This window comes from Catellatospora aurea, assembly GCF_042663325.1.
Taxonomy (GTDB): Bacteria; Actinomycetota; Actinomycetes; order Mycobacteriales; family Micromonosporaceae; genus Catellatospora; species Catellatospora aurea.
Window position 1 is genome coordinate 14285 of the sequence record NZ_JBHTAC010000041.1, and the last position, 23317, is coordinate 37601.

At 72.9% G+C, this 23317-nt stretch carries 27 protein-coding genes; 12 read left to right on the plus strand and 15 right to left on the minus strand.

Features of this window, described 5'->3' with window-relative positions; genetic code table 11:
• Positions 1–147 precede the first annotated feature (147 nt).
• Positions 148–819: an alpha/beta fold hydrolase gene (locus ACFQO7_RS29080; RefSeq protein WP_376809349.1), complete on the plus strand. Its 672-nt coding sequence runs from the start codon at positions 148–150 to the stop codon at positions 817–819.
• Between the two features lie 27 nt (positions 820–846).
• On the opposite strand, the gene ACFQO7_RS29085 is transcribed toward ACFQO7_RS29080, so the two are convergent.
• Both ACFQO7_RS29085 and ACFQO7_RS29090 read right to left on the minus strand, forming a co-directional pair.
• Entirely contained in the window at positions 847–1302 is a 456-nt protein-coding gene (locus ACFQO7_RS29085; protein ID WP_376809350.1) for a GNAT family N-acetyltransferase, read from the minus strand.
• 10 nt (positions 1303–1312) lie between these two features.
• On the minus strand, positions 1313–1846 hold the full coding sequence (locus ACFQO7_RS29090; protein ID WP_376809351.1) for a GNAT family N-acetyltransferase: 534 nt from the start codon (positions 1844–1846) through the stop codon (positions 1313–1315).
• Between the two features lie 112 nt (positions 1847–1958).
• Between ACFQO7_RS29090 and ACFQO7_RS29095 the strand changes: the two genes are divergently transcribed.
• Positions 1959–2924 carry a GNAT family N-acetyltransferase gene (locus ACFQO7_RS29095; RefSeq protein ID WP_376809352.1) on the plus strand — a complete coding sequence of 322 codons (966 nt, stop codon included), beginning with the start codon at positions 1959–1961 and terminating at the stop codon, positions 2922–2924.
• Here the strand turns inward: ACFQO7_RS29095 and ACFQO7_RS29100 are convergent.
• On the minus strand, positions 2921–3637 hold the full coding sequence (locus ACFQO7_RS29100; RefSeq protein ID WP_376809353.1) for a GNAT family N-acetyltransferase: 717 nt from the start codon (positions 3635–3637) through the stop codon (positions 2921–2923). The two genes, ACFQO7_RS29095 and ACFQO7_RS29100, sit on opposite strands and share 4 nt — an antisense overlap.
• Before the next feature lie 106 nt (positions 3638–3743).
• Here ACFQO7_RS29100 and ACFQO7_RS29105 point away from each other — a divergent pair, with 106 nt between their 5' ends.
• Positions 3744–4718, plus strand: coding sequence for a sigma-70 family RNA polymerase sigma factor (locus ACFQO7_RS29105; RefSeq protein ID WP_376809404.1), 975 nt, complete (start codon positions 3744–3746; stop codon positions 4716–4718).
• Here the strand turns inward: ACFQO7_RS29105 and ACFQO7_RS29110 are convergent.
• Positions 4605–5030: an STAS domain-containing protein gene (locus ACFQO7_RS29110; protein ID WP_376809354.1), complete on the minus strand. Its 426-nt coding sequence runs from the start codon at positions 5028–5030 to the stop codon at positions 4605–4607. The genes ACFQO7_RS29105 and ACFQO7_RS29110 overlap by 114 nt on opposite strands.
• A gap of 239 nt (positions 5031–5269) precedes the next feature.
• Between ACFQO7_RS29110 and ACFQO7_RS29115 the strand changes: the two genes are divergently transcribed.
• From ACFQO7_RS29115 to ACFQO7_RS29125, 3 genes are all read left to right on the plus strand, one after another.
• Entirely contained in the window at positions 5270–5812 is a 543-nt protein-coding gene (locus ACFQO7_RS29115; protein WP_376809355.1) for a dihydrofolate reductase family protein, read from the plus strand.
• Positions 5813–5894: 82 nt separating this feature from the next.
• Positions 5895–6842, plus strand: a complete 948-nt coding sequence (locus ACFQO7_RS29120) for an ABC transporter ATP-binding protein (RefSeq protein ID WP_376809356.1) — start codon at positions 5895–5897, stop codon at positions 6840–6842.
• On the plus strand, positions 6839–7792 hold the full coding sequence (locus ACFQO7_RS29125) for an ABC transporter permease family protein (protein WP_376809357.1): 954 nt from the start codon (positions 6839–6841) through the stop codon (positions 7790–7792). Before ACFQO7_RS29120 ends, ACFQO7_RS29125 begins: the two co-directional genes overlap by 4 nt.
• Positions 7793–7843: 51 nt before the next feature.
• Here the strand turns inward: ACFQO7_RS29125 and ACFQO7_RS29130 are convergent, their stop codons facing one another.
• Positions 7844–9997, minus strand: coding sequence for a bifunctional SulP family inorganic anion transporter/carbonic anhydrase (locus tag ACFQO7_RS29130; protein ID WP_376809358.1), 2154 nt, complete (start codon positions 9995–9997; stop codon positions 7844–7846).
• 80 nt (positions 9998–10077) lie between these two features.
• Positions 10078–10572 carry an ArsR/SmtB family transcription factor gene (locus ACFQO7_RS29135; protein ID WP_376809359.1) on the minus strand — a complete coding sequence of 165 codons (495 nt, stop codon included), beginning with the start codon at positions 10570–10572 and terminating at the stop codon, positions 10078–10080.
• 174 nt (positions 10573–10746) lie between these two features.
• On the opposite strand from ACFQO7_RS29135, the gene ACFQO7_RS29140 reads away from it, so the two are divergent.
• Positions 10747–11703, plus strand: coding sequence for a S41 family peptidase (locus tag ACFQO7_RS29140; protein WP_376809360.1), 957 nt, complete (start codon positions 10747–10749; stop codon positions 11701–11703).
• Between the two features lie 48 nt (positions 11704–11751).
• On the opposite strand, the gene ACFQO7_RS29145 is transcribed toward ACFQO7_RS29140, so the two are convergent.
• Positions 11752–12606, minus strand: coding sequence for a phosphotransferase family protein (locus tag ACFQO7_RS29145; RefSeq protein ID WP_376809361.1), 855 nt, complete (start codon positions 12604–12606; stop codon positions 11752–11754).
• A 187-nt stretch (positions 12607–12793) separates the two neighbouring features.
• On the opposite strand from ACFQO7_RS29145, the gene ACFQO7_RS29150 reads away from it, so the two are divergent.
• A complete protein-coding gene (locus tag ACFQO7_RS29150; RefSeq protein WP_376809362.1) occupies positions 12794–13381 on the plus strand; it encodes a hypothetical protein in 588 nt (195 codons plus the stop codon).
• Position 13382: 1 nt separating this feature from the next.
• On the opposite strand, the gene ACFQO7_RS29155 is transcribed toward ACFQO7_RS29150, so the two are convergent.
• Positions 13383–14915: an aldehyde dehydrogenase family protein gene (locus tag ACFQO7_RS29155; RefSeq protein ID WP_376809363.1), complete on the minus strand. Its 1533-nt coding sequence runs from the start codon at positions 14913–14915 to the stop codon at positions 13383–13385.
• A gap of 75 nt (positions 14916–14990) precedes the next feature.
• On the opposite strand from ACFQO7_RS29155, the gene ACFQO7_RS29160 reads away from it, so the two are divergent.
• The 3 genes from ACFQO7_RS29160 (at position 14991) to ACFQO7_RS29170 (ending at position 16524) form a co-directional block, all read left to right on the plus strand.
• Positions 14991–15359: a VOC family protein gene (locus ACFQO7_RS29160; protein WP_376809364.1), complete on the plus strand. Its 369-nt coding sequence runs from the start codon at positions 14991–14993 to the stop codon at positions 15357–15359.
• A complete protein-coding gene (locus ACFQO7_RS29165) occupies positions 15335–15988 on the plus strand; it encodes a 2'-5' RNA ligase family protein (RefSeq protein WP_376809365.1) in 654 nt (217 codons plus the stop codon). Before ACFQO7_RS29160 ends, ACFQO7_RS29165 begins: the two co-directional genes overlap by 25 nt.
• 104 nt (positions 15989–16092) lie before the next feature.
• Complete coding sequence (locus ACFQO7_RS29170; protein ID WP_376809366.1) at positions 16093–16524, plus strand: hypothetical protein; 432 nt, start codon at positions 16093–16095, stop codon at positions 16522–16524.
• Positions 16525–16617: 93 nt separating this feature from the next.
• Here the strand turns inward: ACFQO7_RS29170 and ACFQO7_RS29175 are convergent, their stop codons facing one another.
• A complete protein-coding gene (locus tag ACFQO7_RS29175; RefSeq protein WP_376809367.1) occupies positions 16618–17082 on the minus strand; it encodes an SRPBCC family protein in 465 nt (154 codons plus the stop codon).
• A gap of 74 nt (positions 17083–17156) precedes the next feature.
• On the opposite strand from ACFQO7_RS29175, the gene ACFQO7_RS29180 reads away from it, so the two are divergent.
• Positions 17157–17684, plus strand: a complete 528-nt coding sequence (locus tag ACFQO7_RS29180; protein WP_376809368.1) for a hypothetical protein — start codon at positions 17157–17159, stop codon at positions 17682–17684.
• Positions 17685–17743: 59 nt separating this feature from the next.
• Here the strand turns inward: ACFQO7_RS29180 and ACFQO7_RS29185 are convergent, their stop codons facing one another.
• The 6 genes from ACFQO7_RS29185 to ACFQO7_RS29210 form a co-directional block, all read right to left on the minus strand.
• Complete coding sequence (locus ACFQO7_RS29185; RefSeq protein WP_376809369.1) at positions 17744–19807, minus strand: diguanylate cyclase; 2064 nt, start codon at positions 19805–19807, stop codon at positions 17744–17746.
• A 101-nt stretch (positions 19808–19908) separates the two neighbouring features.
• On the minus strand, positions 19909–20832 hold the full coding sequence (locus tag ACFQO7_RS29190) for a 1-phosphofructokinase family hexose kinase (RefSeq protein WP_376809370.1): 924 nt from the start codon (positions 20830–20832) through the stop codon (positions 19909–19911).
• A complete protein-coding gene (locus ACFQO7_RS29195; RefSeq protein WP_376809371.1) occupies positions 20829–21485 on the minus strand; it encodes an HAD family hydrolase in 657 nt (218 codons plus the stop codon). Before ACFQO7_RS29195 ends, ACFQO7_RS29190 begins: the two co-directional genes overlap by 4 nt.
• Positions 21486–21487: 2 nt before the next feature.
• Positions 21488–22312 (minus strand): endonuclease/exonuclease/phosphatase family protein, encoded by an 825-nt coding sequence (locus ACFQO7_RS29200; protein WP_376809372.1) that lies wholly within the window; start codon positions 22310–22312, stop codon positions 21488–21490.
• Between the two features lie 123 nt (positions 22313–22435).
• Positions 22436–22975 (minus strand): SRPBCC family protein, encoded by a 540-nt coding sequence (locus ACFQO7_RS29205; RefSeq protein WP_376809373.1) that lies wholly within the window; start codon positions 22973–22975, stop codon positions 22436–22438.
• 5 nt (positions 22976–22980) lie between these two features.
• A complete protein-coding gene (locus ACFQO7_RS29210; protein ID WP_376809374.1) occupies positions 22981–23292 on the minus strand; it encodes an ArsR/SmtB family transcription factor in 312 nt (103 codons plus the stop codon).
• Between the last annotated feature and the right edge of the window lie 25 nt (positions 23293–23317).

Below are 23317 nucleotides of genomic sequence, written 5' to 3' on the forward strand. Positions count from 1 at the left end.
CGGACACGGTTGCCTCCCCTGAGCCGCGACCCCACCGGCGGCCTGAGAAGAGCGTATGCCCAATCAGGAGTGAGCAGGCGATTCGCTCCTGCCGGGCACCCGACAACGGGCGGGATCCACACCGGATCAGCCGGTAGGCTCGCCGCCATGGCAGGTGACCAGATCATCGACATCCGCGGTGTACGGCTCGCCTACCGAGTGCTCGGGGCTCCCGCCACGCCGCCGATGATCCTGCTGCACGGCGGCAGCGCCGACGGTTCCGCCTGGGCGGAGGTGGCCCCGGCGTTCGCGGCGGACCGGCGGGTGTACGCCGTCGATCTGCGCGGCCACGGGGCCAGCGACCGCACCGAGCATTACTCCTTCGAGCTCATGCGCGACGACGTGGTCGGCTTCCTGGACCTGCTCGACCTGCGCGATGTCACACTCGTCGGACACTCGATGGGCGGCGTGGTGGCCTACCTCGCCGCGTACGCGCGGCCGGAGCGGGTGTCGGGGCTGGTGCTGGAGGAGACGCCGCCACCCGACCCGATGGGCTTCACCGTGCCCGACCACGAGATCCGGCGGCACATCGTGGGCCAGCTCAACGCACCCGACCCGGCCTGGTGGGACGCCGTCGAGTCGATCGGCTGCCCGGTGCTGACGCTGCGCGGCGGCCCCGCGAGCTTCCTGCCCCAGGAACGCATCGCCACGATGGCCGCCCGTTTCCCGAACGGCAGCCTGGTGACCATCCCGGTCGGCCATCACGTCCACCGTGACGCCCCCGACGCCTTCCTCGACGCCGTCCGTGCGCACCTGGGGCGATGCACCCCGATCCGCTGAACCGGGCCGGCGACGTTCAGCAGATCATCAGTCGCGTACGGCCGGGACCGGTTCGCGTTTCATGAACACGTCGACCGGGTCCTCGGACTCGACGGTGAACCCGTGCCGCTCGTACAGCCGCCGGGCGGCGCTGCCCTGCAGCACCTGCAGCCGGACGACGGTGCCGTCGCGATCGCACTGCTCCAGCAGCCCGGTGAGCACGGCCGTGCCGGTGCCGCTGCCGTGCAGGTGCGGCGCGAGGAGGAAGTTCTCCAGCCAGTGGGCGTCTTCGGCCGGGCGCAGCGTCACGCAACCGGCGAACTCGCCGCCGACTTCGATCACCTGGGTGTGCTCCGGCACGAACTTGTCCCGCAGCCGCTGCCGCACACGGTGCTCGTCGTAGCGGCCGAGCCGTTCGAGGTCCGGCCGCAGCACCACGGCCCGCAACTCCGCCACCGTCTCGACGTCGGCCGTCGAAGCCCGCCGGGTAGCCCAATCTGCCATGATCGTCAGACTAGCGGGCCGTGGTCGGCCGGAACTTCTCGTATCCCAGGATGGTGATGTTCCGGGCCGGGTTCAGGCGGCAGGGCACGACCTTGCCGGTCTCGGTGAACCCGATGCGCCGGTAGAACGCCTGAGCGCGCTCGTTGTCCTCGTGCACACCCAGGGTGAGCCACGACGCGTCGGTGGTGTCGCGGGCCCAGGCGATCGCGACGCCGACCAGCCGGGCCGCGAGTCCGGCCGCCCGGCCGCGGTGTGCGGGCGTGACGTAGACGCCTTGAATGCAGAAGGTGCTTGGGACGACCTCCACCGGAGCGGAGCCGGCCATGCCCACCCAGCGGCCGTCGGCGGCGACGGCGATGAACGTCGCCGTGGTCGGTGAGCTCGCGGCCTGTTCGGCCTGCTGCTGCCAGATCTCGTCGGCGAGCGCGGCGGCGTCGGCGGGTGTCGTGCCGAAGGCGGTCGGCGAGTCCTGCAGCGCCTCCAGGCGCAGGGCGCGCAGCTGACGCCACTCGCCCGGCTCGATCCTGCGTACCGCATAGGTCATGGTCTGCCCCCGCCGATCATGGTTCAGATGGTTCCACGCGTCATCCTGCCCCGGACAGGGGTTGCCGCGTAAATCACTCGCGACCGGCATCACGCGTTCATAGGCTCGCGCGATGCGATGGGAACCGTTGCGGGTGGGCGACGCCGCCGCATGCGCCGAGGTGATCGCCGAGGCGGAGCTGGTCGATCGGACCGGTGAGCACTACGACGCCGACGATGTCGCCGAGCAGCTGGCAGACCCGGACCTCGACCTGGCAGCGGCGACCGTCGGTGTGTGGGACGGCGACCGCCTGGCCGCGTATGGAGTGCTGGCGGCCAACGCTACGGTCCCCGTGCACCGCGTCGTCTTCGGCGGCTACGTGCGCCCGGCGTACCGGCGGCAGGGCCTGGGCGGGCGGCTGGTGGACTGGGCGATCGAGGCGACCCCGGCGGTGGCGGGGCACCCCGACCCTCCGCTGGAGCTGCATGCCGAGGTCAGCGATGCCAACGAGGGCAAGCAGGCCTTGTTCGGCCGCGCGGGTTTCGCGCCGCAACGCTGGTTCTTCGCGATGCGCCGCCCGCTGACCGGCGACCTGCCCGAGATCGCCGTGCCAACCGGGTACCGCGTCGAACGCTTCGACCTGGAGCGTCACGACGAGGCGGCGCGGCTGGTCCGCAACGCGGCGTTCGTCGACCATTGGGGCTTCTCGGAGAAGACGCCCGACATGTGGAAGCAGTGGTACACCGGCACCCGCGCGTTCCGCCCCGGGCTGTCGTTCGTCGCCACCGCCGAGCACCCGCCGGCCGGCGGGGGCGACACCCTGGCCGCGATCCTGCTCACGCACTACTACGAGGCCGACACGCAGGCGACCGGCCGCACCGAGGCGTGGATCTCCGTCCTCGGCACCCGCCGCGAACATCGCGGCCGCGGCGTCGCGGGCGCGCTGCTGGCATCGGCGCTGCGGCAGGCCCAGCTGGACGGGTTCGCGCAGGCCGGGCTCGGGGTCGACGCGGACAGTCAGACCGGCGCGCTGGGGCTGTACCGGTCGGCCGGGTTCGCCGTCGAGCACCGCGACGCCCGCTACGTGAAGACGCTCTAGTCGGGAGTGGACTGCTCCGAGCGCGGGTCGCTCAGCGGATGGCCGCCGACGCCGATGATGTGCCAGCCCAGGTCCGGGAATCCGGCGCTGCGCGCGGTGCGGTCCGAGGCGGTGTTCGCGGGGTCGTGCAGGTAGATCGGCACCGCACCCTGCGCGACGATCCAGCGCGCCGCCTGGGCGACCAGCCCCGTGGCCAGCCCGCGGCCGCGGTGTGCCTCCTCCGTGCCGACGGAGATCTCCATGCCCGCGCTGTTGTGCCGCTTGACCCCCACGCCCGCCGCGTACCGGCCCGCGTCGTCGAACGCGATCAGCACGTGGCCGCCGAACGGGTGCAGCCACTCCGGCACCCGCGGGTCGAGCGCCGGCACCCACTCACCGGCGTCGGGCAGTTCCGCGGGGGCCTCGGTCCACCGGAACACCCCGCGGAACGCGGGCGCATCGGGCCGGCCGAGCGCGGCGGGCAGCCGGTCGAGCACGTCGTCCCAGGTCGACACCGCGTCGCGTACCGCGTCGACGACCTCCGGCGCGACGGACAGCACCCCGCCGTGCGGCGTCGACACCCCGACCACGTCGCGGACCTGGCCGTCCCACCCCGGCCGGGTCCGCGCGGGGCTGCCGACCACGGTCAGGCCTTCCGCCTCGGTCCACCCGCCCAGGTATGCGACCAGGAACTCGGTGAGGCGTCGGTCCGTGCAGATCTCGCGGCTGTCCATCGCCCGAAGGATAGTTCGCCCGCCCCGCCCGCACGCGCAACCGCCCCGTGAGTGCGGGTGACGGGTGTTGTCGGGCGGCGGGTGTAGGTTCGCGGACGTGGAGGAGATGTTCGAGGCGCACCGGCGGGAGCTGACCGCCTACTGCTACCGGATGCTCGGCTCGGCGTTCGAGGCCGAGGACGCGGTGCAGGAGACCATGATCCGCGCCTGGAAGGGCTACGAGCAGTTCGAGAACCGCTCCTCCCTGCGCTCGTGGCTGTACCGCATCGCCACCAACGTGTGCCTGGACATGCTCGGCAGCGCGCAGCGCCGGGCCCGCCCGATGGACCTGGCCTCTGCCGGCGCGCCCGAGCGGGTCACCAGCGCGCCCGTGCCGCTGGCCGAGTCGGTGTGGGTCGGCCCCGCACCCGACGACCGGCTGCTACCGGACACCGCCGACCCGGCCGACCTGACCGTGGCCCGCGAGTCGGTCCGGCTCGCGTTCGTCGCCGCGCTGCAGCACCTGGCCCCCAAGCAGCGCGCGGTGCTGATCCTGCGCGAGGTGCTCGCGTGGAGCGCCGCGGAGACCGCCGAGCTGCTCGGCCTGACCGTCGCCTCGGTCAACAGCGCGCTGCAGCGGGCCCGCGCGAGCCTGAGCGCCGCCCACGCGAGCGACGCCGACGTGCTGGCCCCGACCGACGCCGAGCAGGCCGCCCTGCTCACCCGGTACGTGGAGGCGTTCGAGCGCTACGACCTCGACGCGCTCGCGACGCTGCTGCACGAGGACGCGACGCTGTCCATGCCGCCGCTGGACCTGTGGTTCCGCGGGGTCGACGACATCCGCACCTGGATGCTCGGCCTCGGCTGCGGCTGCCGGAGCTCCCGGCTGGTGCCCGTCGCCGCCAACGGCCTGCCCGCCTTCGGGCAGTACCGGCCGACCGAGGACCCCGACCGGCACGAGCCGTGGGCGCTCATCGTGCTGGAGATCTCAGCCGGACGGATCGCCGGGGTCAACAACTTCCTCGACACCGAGCGGCTGTTCCCGCTGTTCGGCCTGCCGCCGGTGCTCGTGCGCGGCAAGGAGGCCGAACTCGTCGGCTGAGCCCGGATGTGACGGCAGCACGCTGCGCAGGCCGGTCAGTTCCAGCAGCAGCCGCAGGTGCGGACCGGCCCGCCACAGCCGCAGCGTGCCCCCGGCCCGCGCCGTGTGCAGGCGCAGGCGCGCGAGCACGTCCAGTCCGGCCAGATCCGGCCGGGTCAGGGTGCCGACGTCGCAGAGCACCACCAGGTCGCTGCCCGCCGGCGCGTCGCGGCGGGCGTCGTCGACTCGGGCGCACAGCGCCGCCAGGTCCGCCGCGCCCGGTGAAGGACCGATGACCAGCACCGTGTACGCCTCCCGTGCATGCTCGCGCACCGCTGCCTCCTCCGCGGCGCGCCCGCCCGCCGCCCGGTCGGATGTACGCCTCGTCAGATAGGACGGTCGAGGGCGGCCGAATTCATCGACGCCCCGAGGCGGATCCTGTTGTCGCAGCTCACGGGTCCGACAGAATTTTCTTCCCGGGGACCGATGAGTTTCGCGGGGCTCGTTCGTCGGAGTGGGTGAGACGGCAGCCGAGCCAACGGGGCGCGGCGCCGCACCGACCGGAGGTCATCATGAGGAAGATCGTCGCTGGGCTGTTCGTGTCGCTGGACGGCGTCGTCCAGGACCCCCACACCTGGCACTTCCCGTACTTCGACGACGCCATGGGCGCGGCCGTCGGCAAGCTGATGGAAGACTCGGACGTGATGCTGCTGGGCCGCACCACCTACGACGGCTTCGCGGAGTACTGGCCCAGCAGCGAGGACGAGTTCGCGGCCGTCATGAACGGCAAGCGCAAGGTCGTCGTGTCCACCACCCTGCAGGACCCGACCTGGGAGAACACCACCGTCGTCCGCGACTTCGACGAGCTGCGCGCGCTGCAGGCGGAGCCGGGCAAGGACCTCGGCATCACCGGCAGCGTGGTGCTGGTGCGCTCGCTGCTGCGGGCCGGCCTGCTCGACGAGCTGCACCTGCTGATCCACCCGATCGTGGTGGGCCACGGTCAGCGCCTGTTCGACGACGGCGAGACCATCCCGCTGACCCTGGTGTCGTCGGAGACGTTCAAGACCGGCGTGCTGAACCTCGTGTACGCCCCCGCCCCGGCCACCGAGGCCTGATCCGGCTCCGCGCGGCCTGGGTGCACTCGGTGCGCCCGGCCGCGCCGGCCCGTTCTTGCGTGCCACGATACCTAGAACTACTATGCATCACGCTTCTAGGTGTCGACGTAAGGGGAGCTGGCCGATGGCCGACGATGGTATCGCCGTCAGTGGGTTGATCAAGGTTTACAAAAACGTGCGCGCGGTCGACGACCTATCGTTCACCGTCAGCCCGGGCCGGGTCACCGGGTTCCTGGGGCCGAACGGCGCGGGCAAGACGACCACCCTGCGCATGGTGCTGAACCTGGTCCGTCCCACGGCCGGCACCGCGACCATCGGGGGACGGCGCTACGCCGACCTCACCGACCCGATCCGCAAGGTCGGCGCGCTCCTGGAGGCCTCGGGCGCGCACCGCGGCCGCACCGGCCGCAACCACCTGCGCATGCTGTGCGACGCGGCCGGCATCCCGATCAGCCGGGCCGACGACGTGCTGGACACGGTCGGGCTGACCCCGGCCGCCAACCGCAAGTTCAAGGGATACTCGCTGGGCATGCGCCAGCGGCTGGGCATCGCCGCCGCGCTGCTGGGCGACCCGGACGTGCTCGTCCTCGACGAGCCCGCCAACGGCCTGGACCCCGAGGGCATCCGGTGGATGCGGGACCTGCTCAAGTCGCTCGCCGACGAGGGCCGCACGGTCCTGGTGTCGAGCCACCTGCTGTCCGAGATGGAGCTGCTCGCCGACGACGTCGTGATCATCGCGGCGGGCAGGCTGGTCCGGCAGGGCACCGTGGCCGAGATCCTCGCCTCGGCCGGGGCCGCCCAGATGCTCGTCCGCACTCCCCGCCCGGAGGCCCTGGTCGCCGAACTGGGCGACGCGGTCACGGCCACACCCGTCGAGGACGGGGCGCTGCGCATCGTCGGCGCCGACGGGCCGACGATCGGCGCGGCGGCGCTGCGGGTCGGTGCCGAGATCCATGAGCTGACCGCCGAGCGGCGCGACCTCGAAAACGTGTTCCTGCAGCTGACGGCCGGAAAGGCGGATATCCGATGACCGCGACCCTCCAGACGCCCCCGGCCACCGCCCGCCCCGTGATCGCGCACGTCGGCATCCCGGGACTCCGGCTCGTCCGCAGCGAGCTCCGCAAGATCACCACGACGAACGCGTGGTGGCTGTTCGGTCTCGCGTCGGTGTTCTTCACCGGGTTCGCGCTGTTCATCAACATGTCCGAGGCCGCCCAGCACCTCGAGCGGGCCCGGGACACCGCCGCGGTGTTCAAACCGGGCCGCGGCATGAGCGCGGCCGAGGTCGCCGCGGCCAGGGCGGAGTTCGCGCAGCTGCACGACCTGCACCTGCAGGCGGTCAACGCGGCCGGCAACATCTTCACCAGCGGCCAGTTCTTCGGCCTGCTGCTGGTGATGCTGCTGGGCGCACTCGTGATCACGAACGAGTTCCAGTACCAGACGGCGACAGCCACGTTCCTGACCACCCCGCGCCGCACACAGGTGGTGTTCGGCAAGCTGCTGGCGGTGCTCGGACTCGGGTTCGTCTTCTGGCTCGTGGCGCGGGTCCTGTCGCTCACCGCCGGGCTGATCTTCTTCGACAACCTCGGGCTGACCAACTCCCTGGGTGAGTGGCCCGTCCAGCGGGCGCTCCTGTTCAACCTGGTCGCGTACCTGCTGTGGGCACTGCTCGGCTTCGGGCTCGGCACGCTCATCAACAGCCAGATCGGCGCTGTCGTCACTGCGATGATCATTTATCTCGGAGGCTTCGTCGGCGGACTCGGCGTGTTCAACCTCATCCGGGCGTACCTCATCCAGAGCGACTGGGTGTTGACCTCGGCCGTCATGATGCCGTCCATCGCGTCGCAGGTCATGGTCTCGCCGGAGAAGCTGTACCCGGAAGCCGCGGCGTGGTGGGTCGGGGTGCTGGTGCTGACCGGCTGGTCGCTGGTAGCCGGCGCGATCGGCATCATGATCAACCGCCGCCGCGACATCGCCTGACGGCGGCCGGGGTGCGCGGCGGGCGTTGCTGCCCGCCGCGCACGGCCCGCCTCAGCGCGCCGAGACGGGCGTGAACCTGGTGTGGGTCGGGTCCAGCAGGTGGATGCGGCTGGTGGCGATGTCGAAGTACATGCCGACCAACTCCAGTCGGCCGTCGTGGACGCGTTCGGCGACCCCCGGGTAGGACATCAGGTTCTCCAGCTGCTGGACCACGTTCTGCTGGCAGAGCCGGGTGAGGTGGTCGCCGTCGCCGACCTGGCCCACCCGCTGCAGGCTGGGCTTGGCGTGCTGCAGCCAGCGGAGCAGGTGCGGCATCGGCGCGGGCAGGGTGCCCGGACGCAGCAACGCGGCCAGCGCGCCGCAGCCGGAGTGCCCGCACACCGTGATGGTGCGCACCTGCAGCACGTTGAGCGCGAAGTCCATCGCGGCCGGCACGCTGCCGTCATGGTCGCCGTCGCCGTCCCGGGGCACCAGGTTGCCCACGTTGCGCACGGTGAACAGGTCCCCGGGACCGGTCGACGTGATCATGCTGGGCACGATGCGCGAGTCGGCGCAGGTGATGAACAGCTGGGTGGGCTGCTGCCCGGTGCGGGCCAGCTCGGCCAGCAGCGGGCCGACCCGGCGGGCCCCGTGCCGGTGGAACAGCCGCGCGCCGCGGGTCAGCCGCTCCCGGGCCCCGTGCGGCACGGCGCGGTGCACGCGCGGCAGCAGCCAGGCGGTCGGGTGGATCTTCCGGGCCGGCGCGCGCTGGCCGGTGATCGCGTCGGCGTACCAGTTGTGGTGCAGTTCGTGCACCTCGACGGTGCCGCCGCCGCGCTCGTGGCCGGTGCGCCAGTCGTGCAGCGCGGTCACCGCGGCGTGGTCCATGAAGTCGGCGTTCAGCTCGACGCCGACGGCGACCCCCGCCGGCACCTGGGCCAGCGTCCGGCTCAGCCGCGGCACCGCCAGGAAGGTCAGCGAGCCCTCGATCGCGACGTGCCAGCCGTGCTCGTCCTGGTAGGCCCGCACGGTGGCGTGGGTGAGCCGCCAGACCGACAGCAGCAGCGCGCACGCCATGCCGACCAGCACGCCCTCGAACAGGCCGAGCACCACGACGGCGAGCAGCGTGAGCACGTACACCGGCATCTCGCGGTGCTGGTGCACCTGCTGGGCGTGGGTCAGGTTGACCATCTGCACGCCGGTGTAGACCAGCAGCGCGGCCAGGGCGGGCAGCGGGATCAGCTCGATCACCGGCGCGGCCACCAGCACCAGCACCAGGATCCACACACCGTGCAGCACCGTGGACAGCCTCGTACGGCCGCCCGCCTTCACGTTCGTCGTCGAGCGCACGATCACCCCGGCCACCGGCAGACCGCCGAGCGCCCCGGCCACGACGTTGGCCGCGCCCTGACCCGCCAGCTCGCGGTCCAGGTTGACCCGCGGCCCGTCGTGCATCCGGTCGACGGCGACCGCGCACAGCAGCGACTCGACGCTGGCCACCAGCGCCACCGCCCCGACCGCCGCGAGCAGCGTCGAGGGCGCGGCGTCGGGCCAGATCGGCCCGGCGTCGAAGGCGAGGATGTCGTCGGGGATGTCCACCCGCTGCAGGTCCCAGCCGGTCGCCGCCGCGACTGCGGTGCCGACGACCACCGCCGCCAGCGGCGCGGGCACGATCCCGGCCAGCGTCGGCACGGCCCGCCAGCCCCACAGCACGGCCAGGGTGAGCACGCCGACGAACACCGCCGGGGTGTGGTTGTGCAGCAGCTCCGAGGGCAGCGCGCGCAGGTTCGCCAGCGCCGAGGCCTGCGGGGCGTCGCCGAGCAGCACGTGCACCTGGGACAGGACGATCACGACGCCGACCCCGGCGAGCATGCCGTGCACGATGGCGGGCGAGACGGCCAGCGCCGCCCGCGCCACCCGGGACGCGCCGAGCAGCAACTGCAGCACCCCGGCGGCGACGGTGATCGCGCACGCCCCGCGCCAGCCGAAGGTGGCCACGGTCTGCGCCACGATCAGTGTCAGGCCGGCCGCGGGGCCGCTCACCTGCACCACGGAGCCGCCGAGGGCTCCCACCACGATCCCGCCGATCACGGCACTGATCAATCCGGCCAGTACGGGCGCCCCGGACGCCACCGCGATGCCCAGCGACAGGGGCAGTGCCACCAGCACCACCACCAGGGACGCGGGCACGTCCGTCCGCAACCGCTCACGCCATTGTGCGCTCATGTAGACGACCACCTCTCCTTACGCGTTATGCCCACCTCAACTGCGGCAAGCTGAGAAAACGCTGATGGAGAGATCGTCGATCAATCCGAGGGAGCGTCCGGGTCGTGCGGCCGGTAGAGACCGAGCAGCAGGCCGTACCGTATGCCGTCGTCTCCGGCGTCAGGAGTGTCCTCGGCGAGGGCGGTCAGGGTGGCGGTGAGGTCCCGGACCTGGTCGGCGGTCAGCCGCAGGTGACGCAGCACCAGGAACGGGTCCGGGGCGGCCGCGGCGATCTCCGCGCCGAGCGCCTGGAACGCGACCGCCGTGTTCTCCGCCGCCGCCGGGCCGGCGTAGTGCAGGGCGCGGGCCGGGCGGGCGTAGTACTGCTCGGTGCCGCCGCGCACGGTGCGGGTGCCGGCGGGCCGGACCAACCCGGCGTCCACCAGCACCTTCAGGTGGTGCGCCACGTTGCCCTTGTTGGTACGCAGCACCGCCGCGAGCCGGCTGACGGTGGCCGGACGTTCCAGGGCGAACAGCAGCCGGTGCCGCATCGGGTGGGCCAGTGCCTTGAAGTGCTCCGGCGAGGTCACCTGCATGACCGTCTCGTCCGCCGGCCCAACCGGGCCGTCCTGGTCGGCGGACGCGGGTCCGCTCTGTCCGGTTCGGACCGGCGGCTTCTCAGAGCCCGCAGATCCGGTGTCACGCGGTGTCATGAGTTAAGCGTCAAGAACTCTTGACGCTTTGTCAAGCAACGTGCTTCCCTGGACTCCATGACGACCCCTGAGGTGACCGAACTCGTCGACCGGCTGCGGACCCTGGTCGAGGAGCGCTACGTGTTCCCCGACGCCGCCGCCCAGATCTCCGCCCGGCTGGCCGCCCGGCGCGACGGCTACCCCACCGACCCGGCCGCGCTCGCCACGGAGGTCACCGCCGATCTGCAGTCCGTCAACGGCGACAAGCACCTGCGCCTGCTGCACCACGCCGAGCCGCTGCCGGAGCAGGTCCCCGGCGACGACGCAGCCGAGTACGCGGCGATGGCCCAGTGGGCCGAGCGCACCTGCGGCGGGATCGCCGGCGCACGCCGCCTGCCGGGCGACGTGGGCCTGCTGGAGGTCACGCCGGTGCTGTTCCCCGCGGTGCTCGTCGGCGACGTGTACGCGGCGGCGTTCACGCTGCTCGCCCCGGTTCGGGCGCTGATCGTGGACCTGCGCGGCTGCCTGGGCGGCGAGCCGTCCGCGGTGAGCCTGTTCATGAGCTACCTGTGGGACCACGAGCCGGTGCAGCTGACCGGCATGTACGAGCGCGCCACCGACCAGGTGCGCCAGTCGTGGAGCCACGCCCACGTGCCCGGCCGCCGCTTCGGCCGCGACCGGCCCCTGTACGTGCTGACCTCGGGGTCCACCTTCTCCGGCGGGGAGGCGCTCGCGTACGACGTGCAGCGGACCGGCCGCGGCACCGTCGTCGGCGAGCGCACGCGCGGCGGCGCGCACCCGCGCGAGGCCTTCCGCCTGCACCCGCACCTGGAGGCGACGATCTCGGTGGCCCGCGCGGTCAACCCGGTCTCCGGCACGAACTGGGAGAGCGTCGGCGTGGCCCCGGACCTCGCGACGACCGCCGAGCAGGCCCTGCCGACGGCATACCGGGCCGCCCTGGAGCAGGTCTGCGCCGGCGACGGGCCGTCCGCCGCCGAAGCCCGCGCCGCACTCGCCGCCGGCGCCCCGCTGTAAGGAAGGGCACCTTCACATCGCCATGTGTTGTAGAAGGTGCCCTTCCTATCAGAGCAGGCGTTCCAGGTATGACTCCATCACCGGGAGCGGGGCGGCGTGCGGGCCCTCCCATTCCATGTCCAGGAAGGCCAGCAGGTCCGCGGCCGGGTCGTGCCCGTCGAGCAGAGGGAGCAGGGCGTCTGCGGCTTCCTGGCCGTACGTGATGAGCAGGTTCACGCGCAGGTAGCCGAAGTCGTAGCCGGGCGCGCCCCGGGACGCGTTCGTCCAGTCCACGATGCCGGTGAGCCGGCCGTCGTGCCAGAGCGTGTTACCCGGGTGGTAGTCGCGGTGGATCAGGGTGGACCGCGCGGGAGGCGTGACGGCCGCCCCGGCGGTGATCGCCCGCTCCCACAGCCGCGGCCTGGTGCTGGCCAGCGGCGGCCGGGCGTCGGCAAGCACCACGTACGGCTCGAACGGGGCGACGCCCGTGCCGTCGGCTGCGTGCACGGTGTGCGCGGCGTCGACGAGCCGGCGCAGCATGGCCGTCGTGGGCGGCGGGCCGGCGTCGGCGCGGTGGGTGGCGCTGGGCAGCATCGTGCCCGGCAGCCAGGTCATCAGCAGCGCCGGGAAGTCGGTGTGCGCACCCGTGTGGTCCACCGCGACGACCTCGGGCACGGGCAGGCCGGTGCCCGCGAGGGCGGTCAGCGCGGCAACCTCGTTCGCGGGCGTGAACCACGGGTCCTCGACCTGCCAGCCGGGCCGGCACCAGCGGCGTAGCGCGTACCGCCGCCCATCGGCCGTGTCGACGGCGCTGACGGCGTGGGCGATGCCGCCGACCAGCGGCGTCACCGCGGTGATCGGCGCGCCGAGGACCTGCCGGAGCCACTGCACGGTCTCGGGCGTCGGCGTGGGAAACGCGTTCACGCTCCTACGATCGCAGCACGGGCAAACCGGGCCGTGATCGATACGGTCCTGGTCGCTTTCGTCCTATTGGTCACGTGTGGGGCACGGCTTCACCGCCGTACCGACGCTCAAGATCTGATCGGCCGCGGGCCGGTGGGTCGTGTGGGGATCGCCTACTGTGGGCCTCCACCGATCCCAGGGAGCGCCCGTGACCGACCCCCGCCCGGCCCCTGACACGTGCATGTCCGGACCCGCCCGGTTCGTGCTGGCACTGTGTGTGCTGATGCTCGCCGGCGCGGTGTGGCTGATCACGATGCCCGAGGAGGACACCGACGGGAAGCCGGTCCCGCAGGACCAGGCCGCCGCCGAATGCCTGGCTCTCGGTGACGGCCCGGAGCCGCGCGGCACGCCGGTCCAGCGCCTGGCCATGCAGGTCGGCGACGACTGGCTCCGGATGTACGTCGCCGACGATCCGCGCTGGGTGCAGGTATGCGAAGGCAACCAATACGGCCACTACCAGGGCTTCGGCTCGATCATCGAGGAGCCGCCCGGACAAGGCCTGCACTTCTTCGGCGGATACGACGCGGTGGTCAAGCCAAAGGTGCTGATGGGCGCACTGCCCGCCGGGGCTACCGCGATCGAAGCCCGCCTGGCCTCCGGCGAGGTCCTGCGCGGCACGCACGACGGCGTCTACTTCGCCATCTGGTCACCGGACGCGACCGTCGAAGGCGCGACGGTGACCGCGACCGGCGCGGACGGCAAGGCGATCGCCACCGCGCCCGCGCCCGTCGGCTGACCTACAGCCGGAAGTCCAGATCGGCCGGCACGACCGCGACCTCCAGCTGCGCCTTCTGCAGCCGCCCCGAGTAGTCCCAGTTCAGCGCCTGCCAGCGGGTGAACTGGTCGAGCACCCACATGCCGGACTGGCGGCTGCCGTTGCCCGAGCGGCCGTTGCCGCCGAACGGCAGATGCGCCTCCGCCCCCGAGGTCGAGTTGTTCACGCTGACCATGCCCGCCCCGACGCCCCGCCGGAACGCGAACGCCTTCTTCGGATCGGTCGTGTAGATCGCGCTGGACAGCCCGTACCCGGGGGCGTTGGCCAGCTCGATCGCCTCGTCGAGGGAGCCGTAGCTGGTTACGCCGACCAGCGGCCCGAACGTCTCGTTGTCGAAGATCGCGTCCCCCGGACGGACCCCGTCCACGATCACCGGGTGGTAGAACAGGCCGCTCGCAGGGTCGCCGACGAACCCCGCCCGCGGATTGTCCGCCGTGATGCGGCCGGTCGCGCCGAGCACCCGCTGCCCGCCGGAGATCCAACCCAGATATTTCTCGTACGCCGTCGCGAAACGCTCGTCCAGCATCGGCCCGTAGAGGACGTCCCCGGTCGGGTCGCCGATCGCGGCGGCCGCCGTCGCCGCGGCGAAGCGGCGCAGGAACTCGCCGTGCACCGACTCGTGCACGATCGCGGTGCCCAGCGACGTGCAGCGCTGCCCGGCGGTGCCGAACCCGGCGAACAGCGCGCCCTCCACCGCCAGGTCGAGGTCGGCGTCCTCGGTGACCACCATCGGGTTCTTGCCGCCCAGTTCCAGGCACGGGCTCTGCAGGTGGCGGCCGCACAGCTCGCCGATGGCACGGCCGACCTCGGTAGAGCCGGTGAAGCCGACCTTCTGCACCAGGCCCTCGTCCAGGGCCTGGGACAGGCCGGTGAAGGTCTCCGGGCCGTCGGCGTGCACCAGGTTGAGCACCCCGGCGGGCAGCCCGGCCCGCGCGAACAGCTGGTAGAGCGCGTCGGCGGCGGCCGCCGCGTACACGGCGGGCTTCCACACGACGGTGTTGCCGCACAGCAGCGCGGGCACGAGATACCAGGAGGGCACGGCGACCGGGAAGTTGCCCGCCGTAATGATCATCGCTGTGCCGACCGGCTCGCGGAAGGTGAACAGCTGCTTGTCCGGCATCTCCGACGGCACCGTCTGGCCGTACAGGCGGCGGCCCTCGCCGAGGAAGAAGCGGCAGGTGTCGACGATCTCCTGCACCTCGCCGCGCGCCTCGGCCAGCGGCTTGCCGATCTCCCGGGTGACCAGCCGCGCCAGCGCCTCGGCGTTGGCCTCGACCAGCGCGCCGATGTTCGCGACGACCTGACCGCGGACCGGCGCGGGCACGTCGGCCCACGCGCGCTGCGCGGCATGCGCCGACCGGGCCGCCGCGGTGATGGTCGCCGGGTCGGCGAGCACGACCTGCGCCACGACGTCGTCCAGGTCGGCGGGGTTGCGGCTGTCGAGCATCCGGGCGGCGGCGGTGACCTGCGCGCCGTCGATCATCGAACGAAGCATGCCAGCATCATGCCCCCGCGTGCGGGCTCCGCCAAGGTCCGGCTCGGCACGGTGGTTTCGTGTGAGAATGTGCCGATGCAGCGAGTAACAGGTATCGGCGGTGTCTTCCTCCGCGCCCGCGATGCCGAAGTGCTGCGTGCCTGGTACGCCACCCACCTCGGCATCGATGTGAGCGAATGGGGTGGGCACACCTTCCGCTGGCACGCGGGCGGCACGACGGCATGGACGATCCTGGAGAAGGACACCGACTACATGGGCGACCCCGACCAGCCGTACATGATGAACTTCCGGGTGGACGATCTGGACGCCATGCTCGCCCAGCTGCGGGCCGCCGGCGCCAGGGTCGCCGAGGAGGTCGAGGACGGGGAGTTCGGGCGGTTCGGCTGGGCGTACGACGCCGAGGACAACCGCTTCGAGCTGTGGCAGCCGCCGCGCGGCCGGTGAAGGCCTTCCTCACCGGCGACCGGGTCTGGCCTGCGGGCTGGACCCGGCTGCATGTGTACCTGCTCCCCGACCTGCAGCACGATCAAGGCCTGGCCGGGCTCGTGCGCGGCTGCCGGGCGGTCATGGCACCGTTCGGTTTCCTCTCCCCCGTGCCCGACCCGTGGCTGCACGTCACCGTCCAGCCCGTGATGGGCATCCCCGCCGCCGAGATCGGTCCCGGCGAGCGCGACAAGCTCACCGCCCGGCTCACCGAGGCGCTGTCCGACGTGCCCGCGTTCACCCTGACCGCCGGGTCCGCGCTGGCCAGCGTCTCCGTCGTGCTCGCCGATCTGGACGGTGACCTGCCCGGCGAGCCGCTGCACACCGTGCACGCCCGCACCCGTACGGCGATCTGCGACGTGCTCGGCAGCGAAGCCGTCACCTACCAGGCGATGCCGGGCCATCTCACGCTCGCGTACGCCACCGGGTCCGGCGACTCGGGCCGGGTGCAGGCCGCCCTGCGTCAGGTGCGACCCGGCCACGCCGCGCTGACCGTACGCGAGGTGCACCTGCTCGACGTCGCGCAGGACACCCGGGCGGCCGGATACCGGTGGACGCCGGTGGCCCGCATCCCGCTCGCGCGCCCCTGACCGGCCGCGATACCGGACCCGAGGCGGAGGTCGCGCGTCGGGCCGCCGCCACCGACGTGGGATCCGCCGCGACAGCATGCCCCGGCCCGTGCCATCATCGCGACATGCTCGAGCAGTGGCGCACCATCGCGGACCTGGACGCGGCACGGCGACGTTTCGAGGCGGCCATCCCCGGCTGGCGGCCTCCGGCCGCGTTCGGCGTGGCCCGGCTCGTGGCCGGACGGCCCCTGTTCGCCCGCGTCGCGGTCGGCGACGGCTTCCTGCCCGCGGCGGTGCTGGCGACCGTCTGCGGCCACACCGGCGGCTCGGCGTCGTACCCGCTCACCCCGGCCGACCTCGACCGCGTGATCGCCCTGCTGACACCGGCCGTCGCCTGCACCGACCTGCCCCACCCCAACCTGCACGCCTGGCGGGGCCTGCGCCAGCAGCTCAGCTTCGGCGAGCACGCCCTGGCCGCGTTCGCCGGCGACCTGTCCACACCGTCGGCCGACCCCCACGTCACCGCGCTGCTCGAACAGGCCGCCGTCCCCCGCTGACCCGCCCGCACCCGGCGCAAGATCGCCCGACTTGCCCGGCACCTGGGCGTATCTTGAGCGTGCTTTCGCACGAGTGCCTGGCAAGTCCGACGATCAATGGCGCGGGCGGGCCATGCGGCGGGTGAGTTCGCCGGCGCGGTGCAGCTGGACGGCGCGGGCCTGGCCGGTGACGAAACCGCGCAGGGGTGCGGCCATGGTGATCTCCATCTGGTCGTCCACCGTCGTGCCGTCGCCGTCGGGGGTGAGCCGCACGGTCCACTGCAGACGCACCCCGCCGGGGCTGACCACGTTCTGGCGCAGCGCCGTGCCGGGATCGAGGACGCGCAGACGTACCCGGATCAGGTTGTCCCAGCGCAGCACCTTGAGGAAGCGGAAGCGCTCGACGGCGACGTAGTCGGTGACCGGCTCGCCCTGCTCGTCGGCGCCGCGGTGCACGTCGCGCACTTCGACGAGCAGCGGCGACAGCCCGACGTAATGCTGCGGCTCGGTCAGGTGGGCGAACACGGTCTCCGGCGGGGAGTCGACACGCCAGGAGTGGGCGAGGTGGGCGACGGCCATCGCGACAGCGTAGTGGGCCGGCGCGTCATGGCGTCGGCCGGAACCTGCGGCGGAGCGGGTTCGTCGGAGATGCCATGAAGCTGCGTGCGGCACTCCTTCTCGCCCTGGCCACGATCGGCCTCGTCGTGGTGATCTCCCCGGCTCAGCCGGCCTGGGCCTGCTCCTGCGCCTACTCCGACGGTCCCGAGCAGGACGCGCATGCCCAGCGCATCGTGCTCGGGACCGTCGCACAGGTGACGAACGAGTCGATCCGGCTCGTGGTCGACTCCGTCGAGAAGGGCGATGTCGCGATCGGGGAGACGCTCGGGCTGCGCGTGAGCCGCAGCGAGGCCAGCTGCGGATACCAATTCGAGGCCGGCCACCGGTACCGGGTGAACGTGTACAACGGAGCCACCGGGTTGTGCACCGGCGTCGCGCCCGCACCGCCTGCGGTGTCCGCGCCCCCGTCCGCCGAGCCCGCCGCGGTCTCGCCGGTGGTGGCCGAACCCGCTGCTGACCGGACATCGCCCTCCTGGTGGCCGGTCGCCGGGGCGATGCTGGTCGTCCTGGCCGCCGCCATCGGGATCGCGGCGCTGCGGCGCCGCCGGGCAGCGGCCCGTTAGGACGCCGGATCGCCCCGCCCGGCGGCGGTCATCGCGGGCAGGAACGCCCGGCACGTCCCTCACCGCGGGTCGGCGAGCACGCCCTCGTCGACCAGGCCGAGGAAGGCGTCCAGGACCGCGGGGTCGTACCGGGTGCCGCGCCCGTCGAGCAGCGCCACGCGAGCGCGGGCGGGACTGCCGGGTGCCGCGTGACGGGCGTCGGCCCAGCCCTCGCACAGCGTGATGACGCGCGCGCCGATCGGGATGGCCGACCCGGCGAGCCCGTGCGGGTGGCCGCCGCCGTCGTGGCGTTCGTGGGCGGCGGCGAGCAGTGGCACCAGGTCCGGTCGGTCCGCGAGGTCGGCGAGCAGGTGAGCGGCCTGGACGGGTCCGGCGCGGACCGGATCGGCGGCGCCGGGCAGGGGCGGGCCGCAGGCGAGGCCGAGGCAGCCGATGCCGTGCACCCGTGCCGCGGCGGCGGTGCGCAGCCGGGTCGCCTCGTCCAGGCCGAGTGCGGCTGCCGTACGCCAGGCCCAGCCGCTGACCGTGGCGCTGCGCGGTCCGACACCGCGGATGCGGTCGAGTTCGTCGGCCAGCCAGACCAGCGCCGGCGGCAGGTCGAGCGCCGGTGCCGTGTCGGCCTGCTCCCGCGGGCCGCAGCCGAGCACCCGGTCGCGGCCCAGCGCCTTCGCCCGGTAGAGCTGGCGGTCCGCGGTGTCGACCAGCTCGTCGACGCGCAGCCGCCCGGAACCCGCCGTCAGGGTGGCGCAGGCGACGCCGAACGACGCGGTCAGCGCGAGCGGCTGCTCGACTCCGGGCACCGCGACCGGGGTCGAGCGCAGGTCGAGGCGCAGCCGCTCGGCCAGCTCCCACGCGGCCCGGCCCTCGGTGCGGGGCAGCAGGCACACGAACTCCTCCCCGCCGTACCGGCAGAGCAGGTCGCTGGCCCGCAGGGAACGGCGCAGCCGGTCGGCGACCTCGGTCAGCACCGCGTCGCCGACAGGATGGCCGTGGGTGTCGTTGACGGATTTGAAGTGGTCGAGGTCGACGAGCACGACGCTGAGCGGGGCGCTGTGCCGGGCGGCGTCGGCGTCGGCGGCGAGCATCTCCTCGAAAAAGCGGCGGTTGTAGACGCCGGTCAGCGCGTCGGTGATGGCGGCGGTGCGCAGCTGCTCGGTGAACCTCGTCCGCTCGCGGGCGGCGACGATCTGCCGGACCAGCAGGCTGATCAGCAGCAGCAGGGCGACGGTCAGGGTGACCCGGCTGAGCTGCCCGGACAGGATCAGGTCGGCCCCGGCGAGGCCGCCGACGACCAGCACGGCGACCAGGGCGGGCAGGAAGGACACCTCGTTGGCAGGCAGCCGGTGGCGTTCGTCCTCGGGCCGCCGCGCGGCGACCAGCGCCGCCAGGCACAGCAGCAGCAGCTCGACCTGCCAGCCCACGTTCAGCCAGGTGGTGCTCGTGTAGCCGCGCAGCACGCTGGTGTACGCGTAGACCGCGTCCATCACGACGGCGACGCCGTACGCCACGGCGAAAAGGACCATGGGGGTGGGCACCCGGCGGGTGCCGGTCAGCATCAGCGCGACCAGGACACTGAAGATGATCACAGAGAACACGGGGTAGAGGAACGTCACGAACGCGGCGGGATCCCAGCTGGCCGGGACCAGCGGGCTGATCACCACCTGCCAGCCGATCGCCGCCCCGGCCGCGGCCACCAGCAGCGCGTCCAGCAGCCCGCGCAGCTTCAACCCGAGCGCGATCGTGATGGCGACCATGGTCAGCACGAAGCGCAACAGGTATCCGGCGTCGGCCAGCGTCGGCACCGGCGGGTCGCCACCGGGGGTGGTGTAGACGTAGTACGCCCAGACCGAGTCCCCGAACAGCCACGCCACGTTGGCGGCGACCAGCAGCCGCCACGCGGTACCGGTCCGGCCCGTGGTGCGCCGGGCCGCGTAGACGCTCAGGCCCAGCATGACGGCCACCGGCACCAGGTACAGCAGCTCGCCGGTGAACCGGGCCAGGCCGGGTCGGTCCTGGCCAAGGTAGGTCAGCCCGGCGTACAGGGCCAGCCAGCCGAGGCAGCCGAGCGCGAAGGCGACCAGGACACGATCGCCGGTCAGCGGAACCCGGTTCCGGTTCACCATCCCGCGCCCCCGTGATGACCCGTCGGCATGGGTGGCAGCCTTGCCCAACCATCTTGTCAAGAATGGTCAGTAGGCGTCCGGTTTAACCGGAATCCGGTGGATCAGCAGGCGTCGACGATGACGTCGTCGCGCAGGCGCCGGTAGACGGCGGGGTCGACGGTTCCGGCGACCGGGGAGAGCACCGCGGCGGCCGACAGGGCCACGGCGTCGCGCAGGCGCTCAGGCCAGGGCTGCCCGGCGAGCAGGCCGCGGGCGAGGGCGGCCACGCAGGCGTCGCCCGCGCCGGTCGGGTTGCCGGTGAGCGGCTCGGGCAGCCGGGCGCGCCACACGCCGGCGGCGCTGACCGCGACCAGGCCACCGCCGCCCAGCGAGGCGACGACGTCTCCCGCGCCCAGCTCACGCAGCGCGGCGACGGCCGCACGCGCCGCGTCCGGGCCGTCGACCCGGATGCCGGTGAGCGCGTGCAGTTCGGACACGTTCGGTTTGACGAGGTCGGGCTGGACCCGCAGCCCCTGGCGCAGCGGATCGCCGTCGGCGTCCAGGATCGTGGCGGCTCCGGCCGCGTGGGCCAGGGCCAGCAGTTCCGCGTACGCCGTGGCGGGCACGCCCGGCGGCAGCGAGCCGGACAGCACCACGACCTTGACCCCGGCCAGCAGCGAGGCGAAGTGCGCGGTGAACGCCGACCACTCGGCGGCGGACACGATCGGGCCGGGCTCCCAGAAGCCGGTGGCGTCGGCGCGGTCGGCGACCACGACGGTGCGCCGGGCGTCGCCGGTCACCGGCAGGAAGGCCTCGGCGACGTCGTCGGCGACGAGCAGCTCGCGCAGCCGCTGCCCGGTGGGTCCCCCGGCCAGGCCGGTGGCCAGCACCGGCGTGCCGAGTCCGTGCAGCACCCGGGCCACGTTGACGCCCTTGCCGCCGGCGCGCTCGGCCACCGTCGCGACCCGGTGCGTCGCGTACGGGGTCAGCGCGTCGACCTGGTAGGTCACGTCGAGCGCGGCGTTGGGCGTCACGGTCAGGATCACTGAGTCACCTTAACCGGCGTTACGGAGACCAGTTCGAGGCTCGTCAATACGGTGCGCCGCGAAGCGTCCGGAATGTCCTGAAGGTGGGGAACCGCGACCGTGGCGCAGCCCGCCGCCTCGGCAGCGGCCAGCCCGGCCAGGCTGTCCTCGATGGCCACGCAGCGCGCCGGATCGACACCCAGCAGCGCCGCCGCGGTCGCGTACGGCAGCGGGTCCGGTTTGTGCCGCGGCACGTCGTCGGCGGTGACCGTGTGCGCGAACGCCGCCCGGCCCAGCACGTCGAGGATGATCTCGGTGTCCGCTCGGCCCGACGACGTGACCAGCGCACACGGCATACCGGCCGCGATCAGGTCGTCGAGCAGGCGGCGCGCACCCGGACGCAGCCGCACGCCGACCTCGGCGACCTTGCGCTTGACCGCCTGGTCGATCCACCGCTCCAGGTCCGCGGCCGCGTGCCGCCCGCCGGTGGCCGCGCCGACCACCGCCACGATGCCCGCCACCGTGCCGCCGATGACCTGCGCCTGGTCGAGCGGGTCCGCGCCCAGCTCGGCGGCGACGCCGAGCACCGCCTCGATCCACAGCGACTCGGTGTCGACCAGGGTGCCGTCCATGTCCAGCAGGACCGCGTCGAACCCGCCGAGGTCGAATCGCATCATCACTCCATCACGAAGGTGCTCAGCACCGCCCAGTGGTCCGAGGTCCACTCATTGTCGGCATGGTGCGGCATCGTGCGCGGCTCGCCCACGCCCACGGTGTCGGACGCCACCGGCCGCAAGGGTCCCGCGTAGTGCACGAAGTCGATGCGGTCCTGCGGTTCGAGCACCCCCTCCTGCTGCTCGTGCCAGTGGTTCAGCGGCGACCAGGTGTGGCCGGGCTTGGCCGCGGCGTCCGGGTGCACGACCCGGTAGGAGTCGCGCAGGCCGGCCCGCTCCACCGCCACGCTGACCTGCCACGGCAGGTTCGGCCAGTCCAGGTGCGACGGCACGTTGAAGTCGCCGGTGAGCAGCACCGGCAGGTCGCGCTCGGCCAGGGCGGGGCGCATCGCGTCGATGATGTCGGCGATCTGGCGCGGGCGGCCCGCCTCCTCCTCCCGGGCCAGCACCTGGGGCGCGGTCATGCCGGACAGGTGGAAGTCGTACGGCCCGTACGGCTCGTAGTTCAGGTGCGCGCTCCAGGCCACCAGTTCACGGCCGGTGGGCAGCTGGATCCGCGCGCCGACACCGCGCAGCGACTCGTCGCCGTGGCGGGCGGTGATCGGGTGCGGCGAGATGATGCCGCAGCTGCCGCCCTGGTGGTGGTGCCAGCCGAGCTCCTCGGCCAACTCCTGGGCCGCGACGCCGAGCGTCTCCTGCAGGCCGACCACGTCGGGCGCCTGCTCGCGCAGGAACGCGAGCTGCTTGGGGCGGGAGTCGTCGACGAAGCGGCCGGCCAGCCACAGGTTCCACGACATGACCTTCAGGTAACCGTTGTCTACGCTCATCGCCGGTCGACACTCCTGCTCGCATACGACTTTTCCCACGGGCCCGGGTCGGCCTCGCAGCGCAGCAGCGTATCCGTTTCCACGCCCGCGGGGAACATCGCGTCCGGCCGGCCCGGCCGACGATCACACCGCTTCGTCGCCCGAGATGCCCAGTTCGCGGCTGTACGCCTCGTCGAGTTCGGTCCAGCCGTGGTTCTTGGCCTCGCTGCCGCGGATCGGCGGCACCGGGTTCCCGTCGAGCATCCGCCCGGCGACCACCAGGCACAGGTGCCAGCCGGCCGCGACCTTCGGCAGCCAGGCACGGTCGGCCATGGTGTGGCGCAGCACCAGCCGGGTTCCGGTGGCCGTGGGGGTCAGCTCCCAGCGCAGCAGATCCTCGCCCCAGGTGTAGACGAGCAGGTGCGGCGGCTCGGCGCGCTGCACGGTCGCGGGCAGGTCCTCGGCCTGCTCGCCGTCGATCATCGTCAGGGTGGCCGCGCCCGTGCTGCCGAGGTCGCGGTCGGCCAGGTACGGCGCCCACTGGGCGAGCTGCCCGGGTTCGGTGAGCGCGGCCCACACCTTGGCGGGCGGGTGCGCGAGGTCGCGCTGCAGCACCAGGGTCCAGCGCCCGCCCGACGGGTGGGCCTCGACCGGCCAGATCGGGCCGGGGTCGATGACGTTCATATGTGTCACTCCTGCTCGTCGAGGTGCCGTTCCAGCGCGTCGAGGTGGCGGTCCCACAGCCGGCGGTACTGGGACAGCCAGTGCTCCAGCTGGGCGAACGGCTCCGGTTCGATGCGGTAGATCCGCTGCTGGGCGGCGATGCGGCTGGACACGAAGCCGGCCTCGCGCAGCACCCGCAGGTGCTTGGAGACGGCGGGCTGGCTCATACCGAGCCGGTCCACCAGGTCACCGACGCTGCGTTCGGAGCCGCGCAGGTGCTCCAGGATGCGCAGCCGGTTCGCCTCACCCAGCACCGCGAACGTGTCCACCACCGTCACGCTCTCAACATGCCTCCTCGGTTAT

Bases quoted from the DNA above. Each gene is read 5' to 3' on its own strand.
- ACFQO7_RS29080 (WP_376809349.1), top strand. From the start codon at position 148: ATGGCAGGTGACCAGATCATCGACATCCGCGGTGTACGGCTCGCCTAC.
- ACFQO7_RS29085 (WP_376809350.1), bottom strand. From the start codon at position 1,302: ATGGCAGATTGGGCTACCCGGCGGGCTTCGACGGCCGACGTCGAGACG.
- ACFQO7_RS29090 (WP_376809351.1), bottom strand. From the start codon at position 1,846: ATGACCTATGCGGTACGCAGGATCGAGCCGGGCGAGTGGCGTCAGCTG.
- ACFQO7_RS29095 (WP_376809352.1), top strand. From the start codon at position 1,959: ATGCGATGGGAACCGTTGCGGGTGGGCGACGCCGCCGCATGCGCCGAG.
- ACFQO7_RS29100 (WP_376809353.1), bottom strand. From the start codon at position 3,637: ATGGACAGCCGCGAGATCTGCACGGACCGACGCCTCACCGAGTTCCTG.
- ACFQO7_RS29105 (WP_376809404.1), top strand. From the start codon at position 3,744: ATGTTCGAGGCGCACCGGCGGGAGCTGACCGCCTACTGCTACCGGATG.
- ACFQO7_RS29115 (WP_376809355.1), top strand. From the start codon at position 5,270: ATGAGGAAGATCGTCGCTGGGCTGTTCGTGTCGCTGGACGGCGTCGTC.
- ACFQO7_RS29120 (WP_376809356.1), top strand. From the start codon at position 5,895: ATGCATCACGCTTCTAGGTGTCGACGTAAGGGGAGCTGGCCGATGGCC.
- ACFQO7_RS29125 (WP_376809357.1), top strand. From the start codon at position 6,839: ATGACCGCGACCCTCCAGACGCCCCCGGCCACCGCCCGCCCCGTGATC.
- ACFQO7_RS29130 (WP_376809358.1), bottom strand. From the start codon at position 9,997: ATGAGCGCACAATGGCGTGAGCGGTTGCGGACGGACGTGCCCGCGTCC.
- ACFQO7_RS29135 (WP_376809359.1), bottom strand. From the start codon at position 10,572: ATGCAGGTGACCTCGCCGGAGCACTTCAAGGCACTGGCCCACCCGATG.
- ACFQO7_RS29140 (WP_376809360.1), top strand. From the start codon at position 10,747: ATGACGACCCCTGAGGTGACCGAACTCGTCGACCGGCTGCGGACCCTG.
- ACFQO7_RS29155 (WP_376809363.1), bottom strand. From the start codon at position 14,915: ATGCTTCGTTCGATGATCGACGGCGCGCAGGTCACCGCCGCCGCCCGG.
- ACFQO7_RS29160 (WP_376809364.1), top strand. From the start codon at position 14,991: ATGCAGCGAGTAACAGGTATCGGCGGTGTCTTCCTCCGCGCCCGCGAT.
- ACFQO7_RS29170 (WP_376809366.1), top strand. From the start codon at position 16,093: ATGCTCGAGCAGTGGCGCACCATCGCGGACCTGGACGCGGCACGGCGA.
- ACFQO7_RS29175 (WP_376809367.1), bottom strand. From the start codon at position 17,082: ATGGCCGTCGCCCACCTCGCCCACTCCTGGCGTGTCGACTCCCCGCCG.
- ACFQO7_RS29180 (WP_376809368.1), top strand. From the start codon at position 17,157: ATGAAGCTGCGTGCGGCACTCCTTCTCGCCCTGGCCACGATCGGCCTC.
- ACFQO7_RS29185 (WP_376809369.1), bottom strand. From the start codon at position 19,807: ATGGTGAACCGGAACCGGGTTCCGCTGACCGGCGATCGTGTCCTGGTC.
- ACFQO7_RS29195 (WP_376809371.1), bottom strand. From the start codon at position 21,485: ATGCGATTCGACCTCGGCGGGTTCGACGCGGTCCTGCTGGACATGGAC.
- ACFQO7_RS29200 (WP_376809372.1), bottom strand. From the start codon at position 22,312: ATGAGCGTAGACAACGGTTACCTGAAGGTCATGTCGTGGAACCTGTGG.
- ACFQO7_RS29205 (WP_376809373.1), bottom strand. From the start codon at position 22,975: ATGAACGTCATCGACCCCGGCCCGATCTGGCCGGTCGAGGCCCACCCG.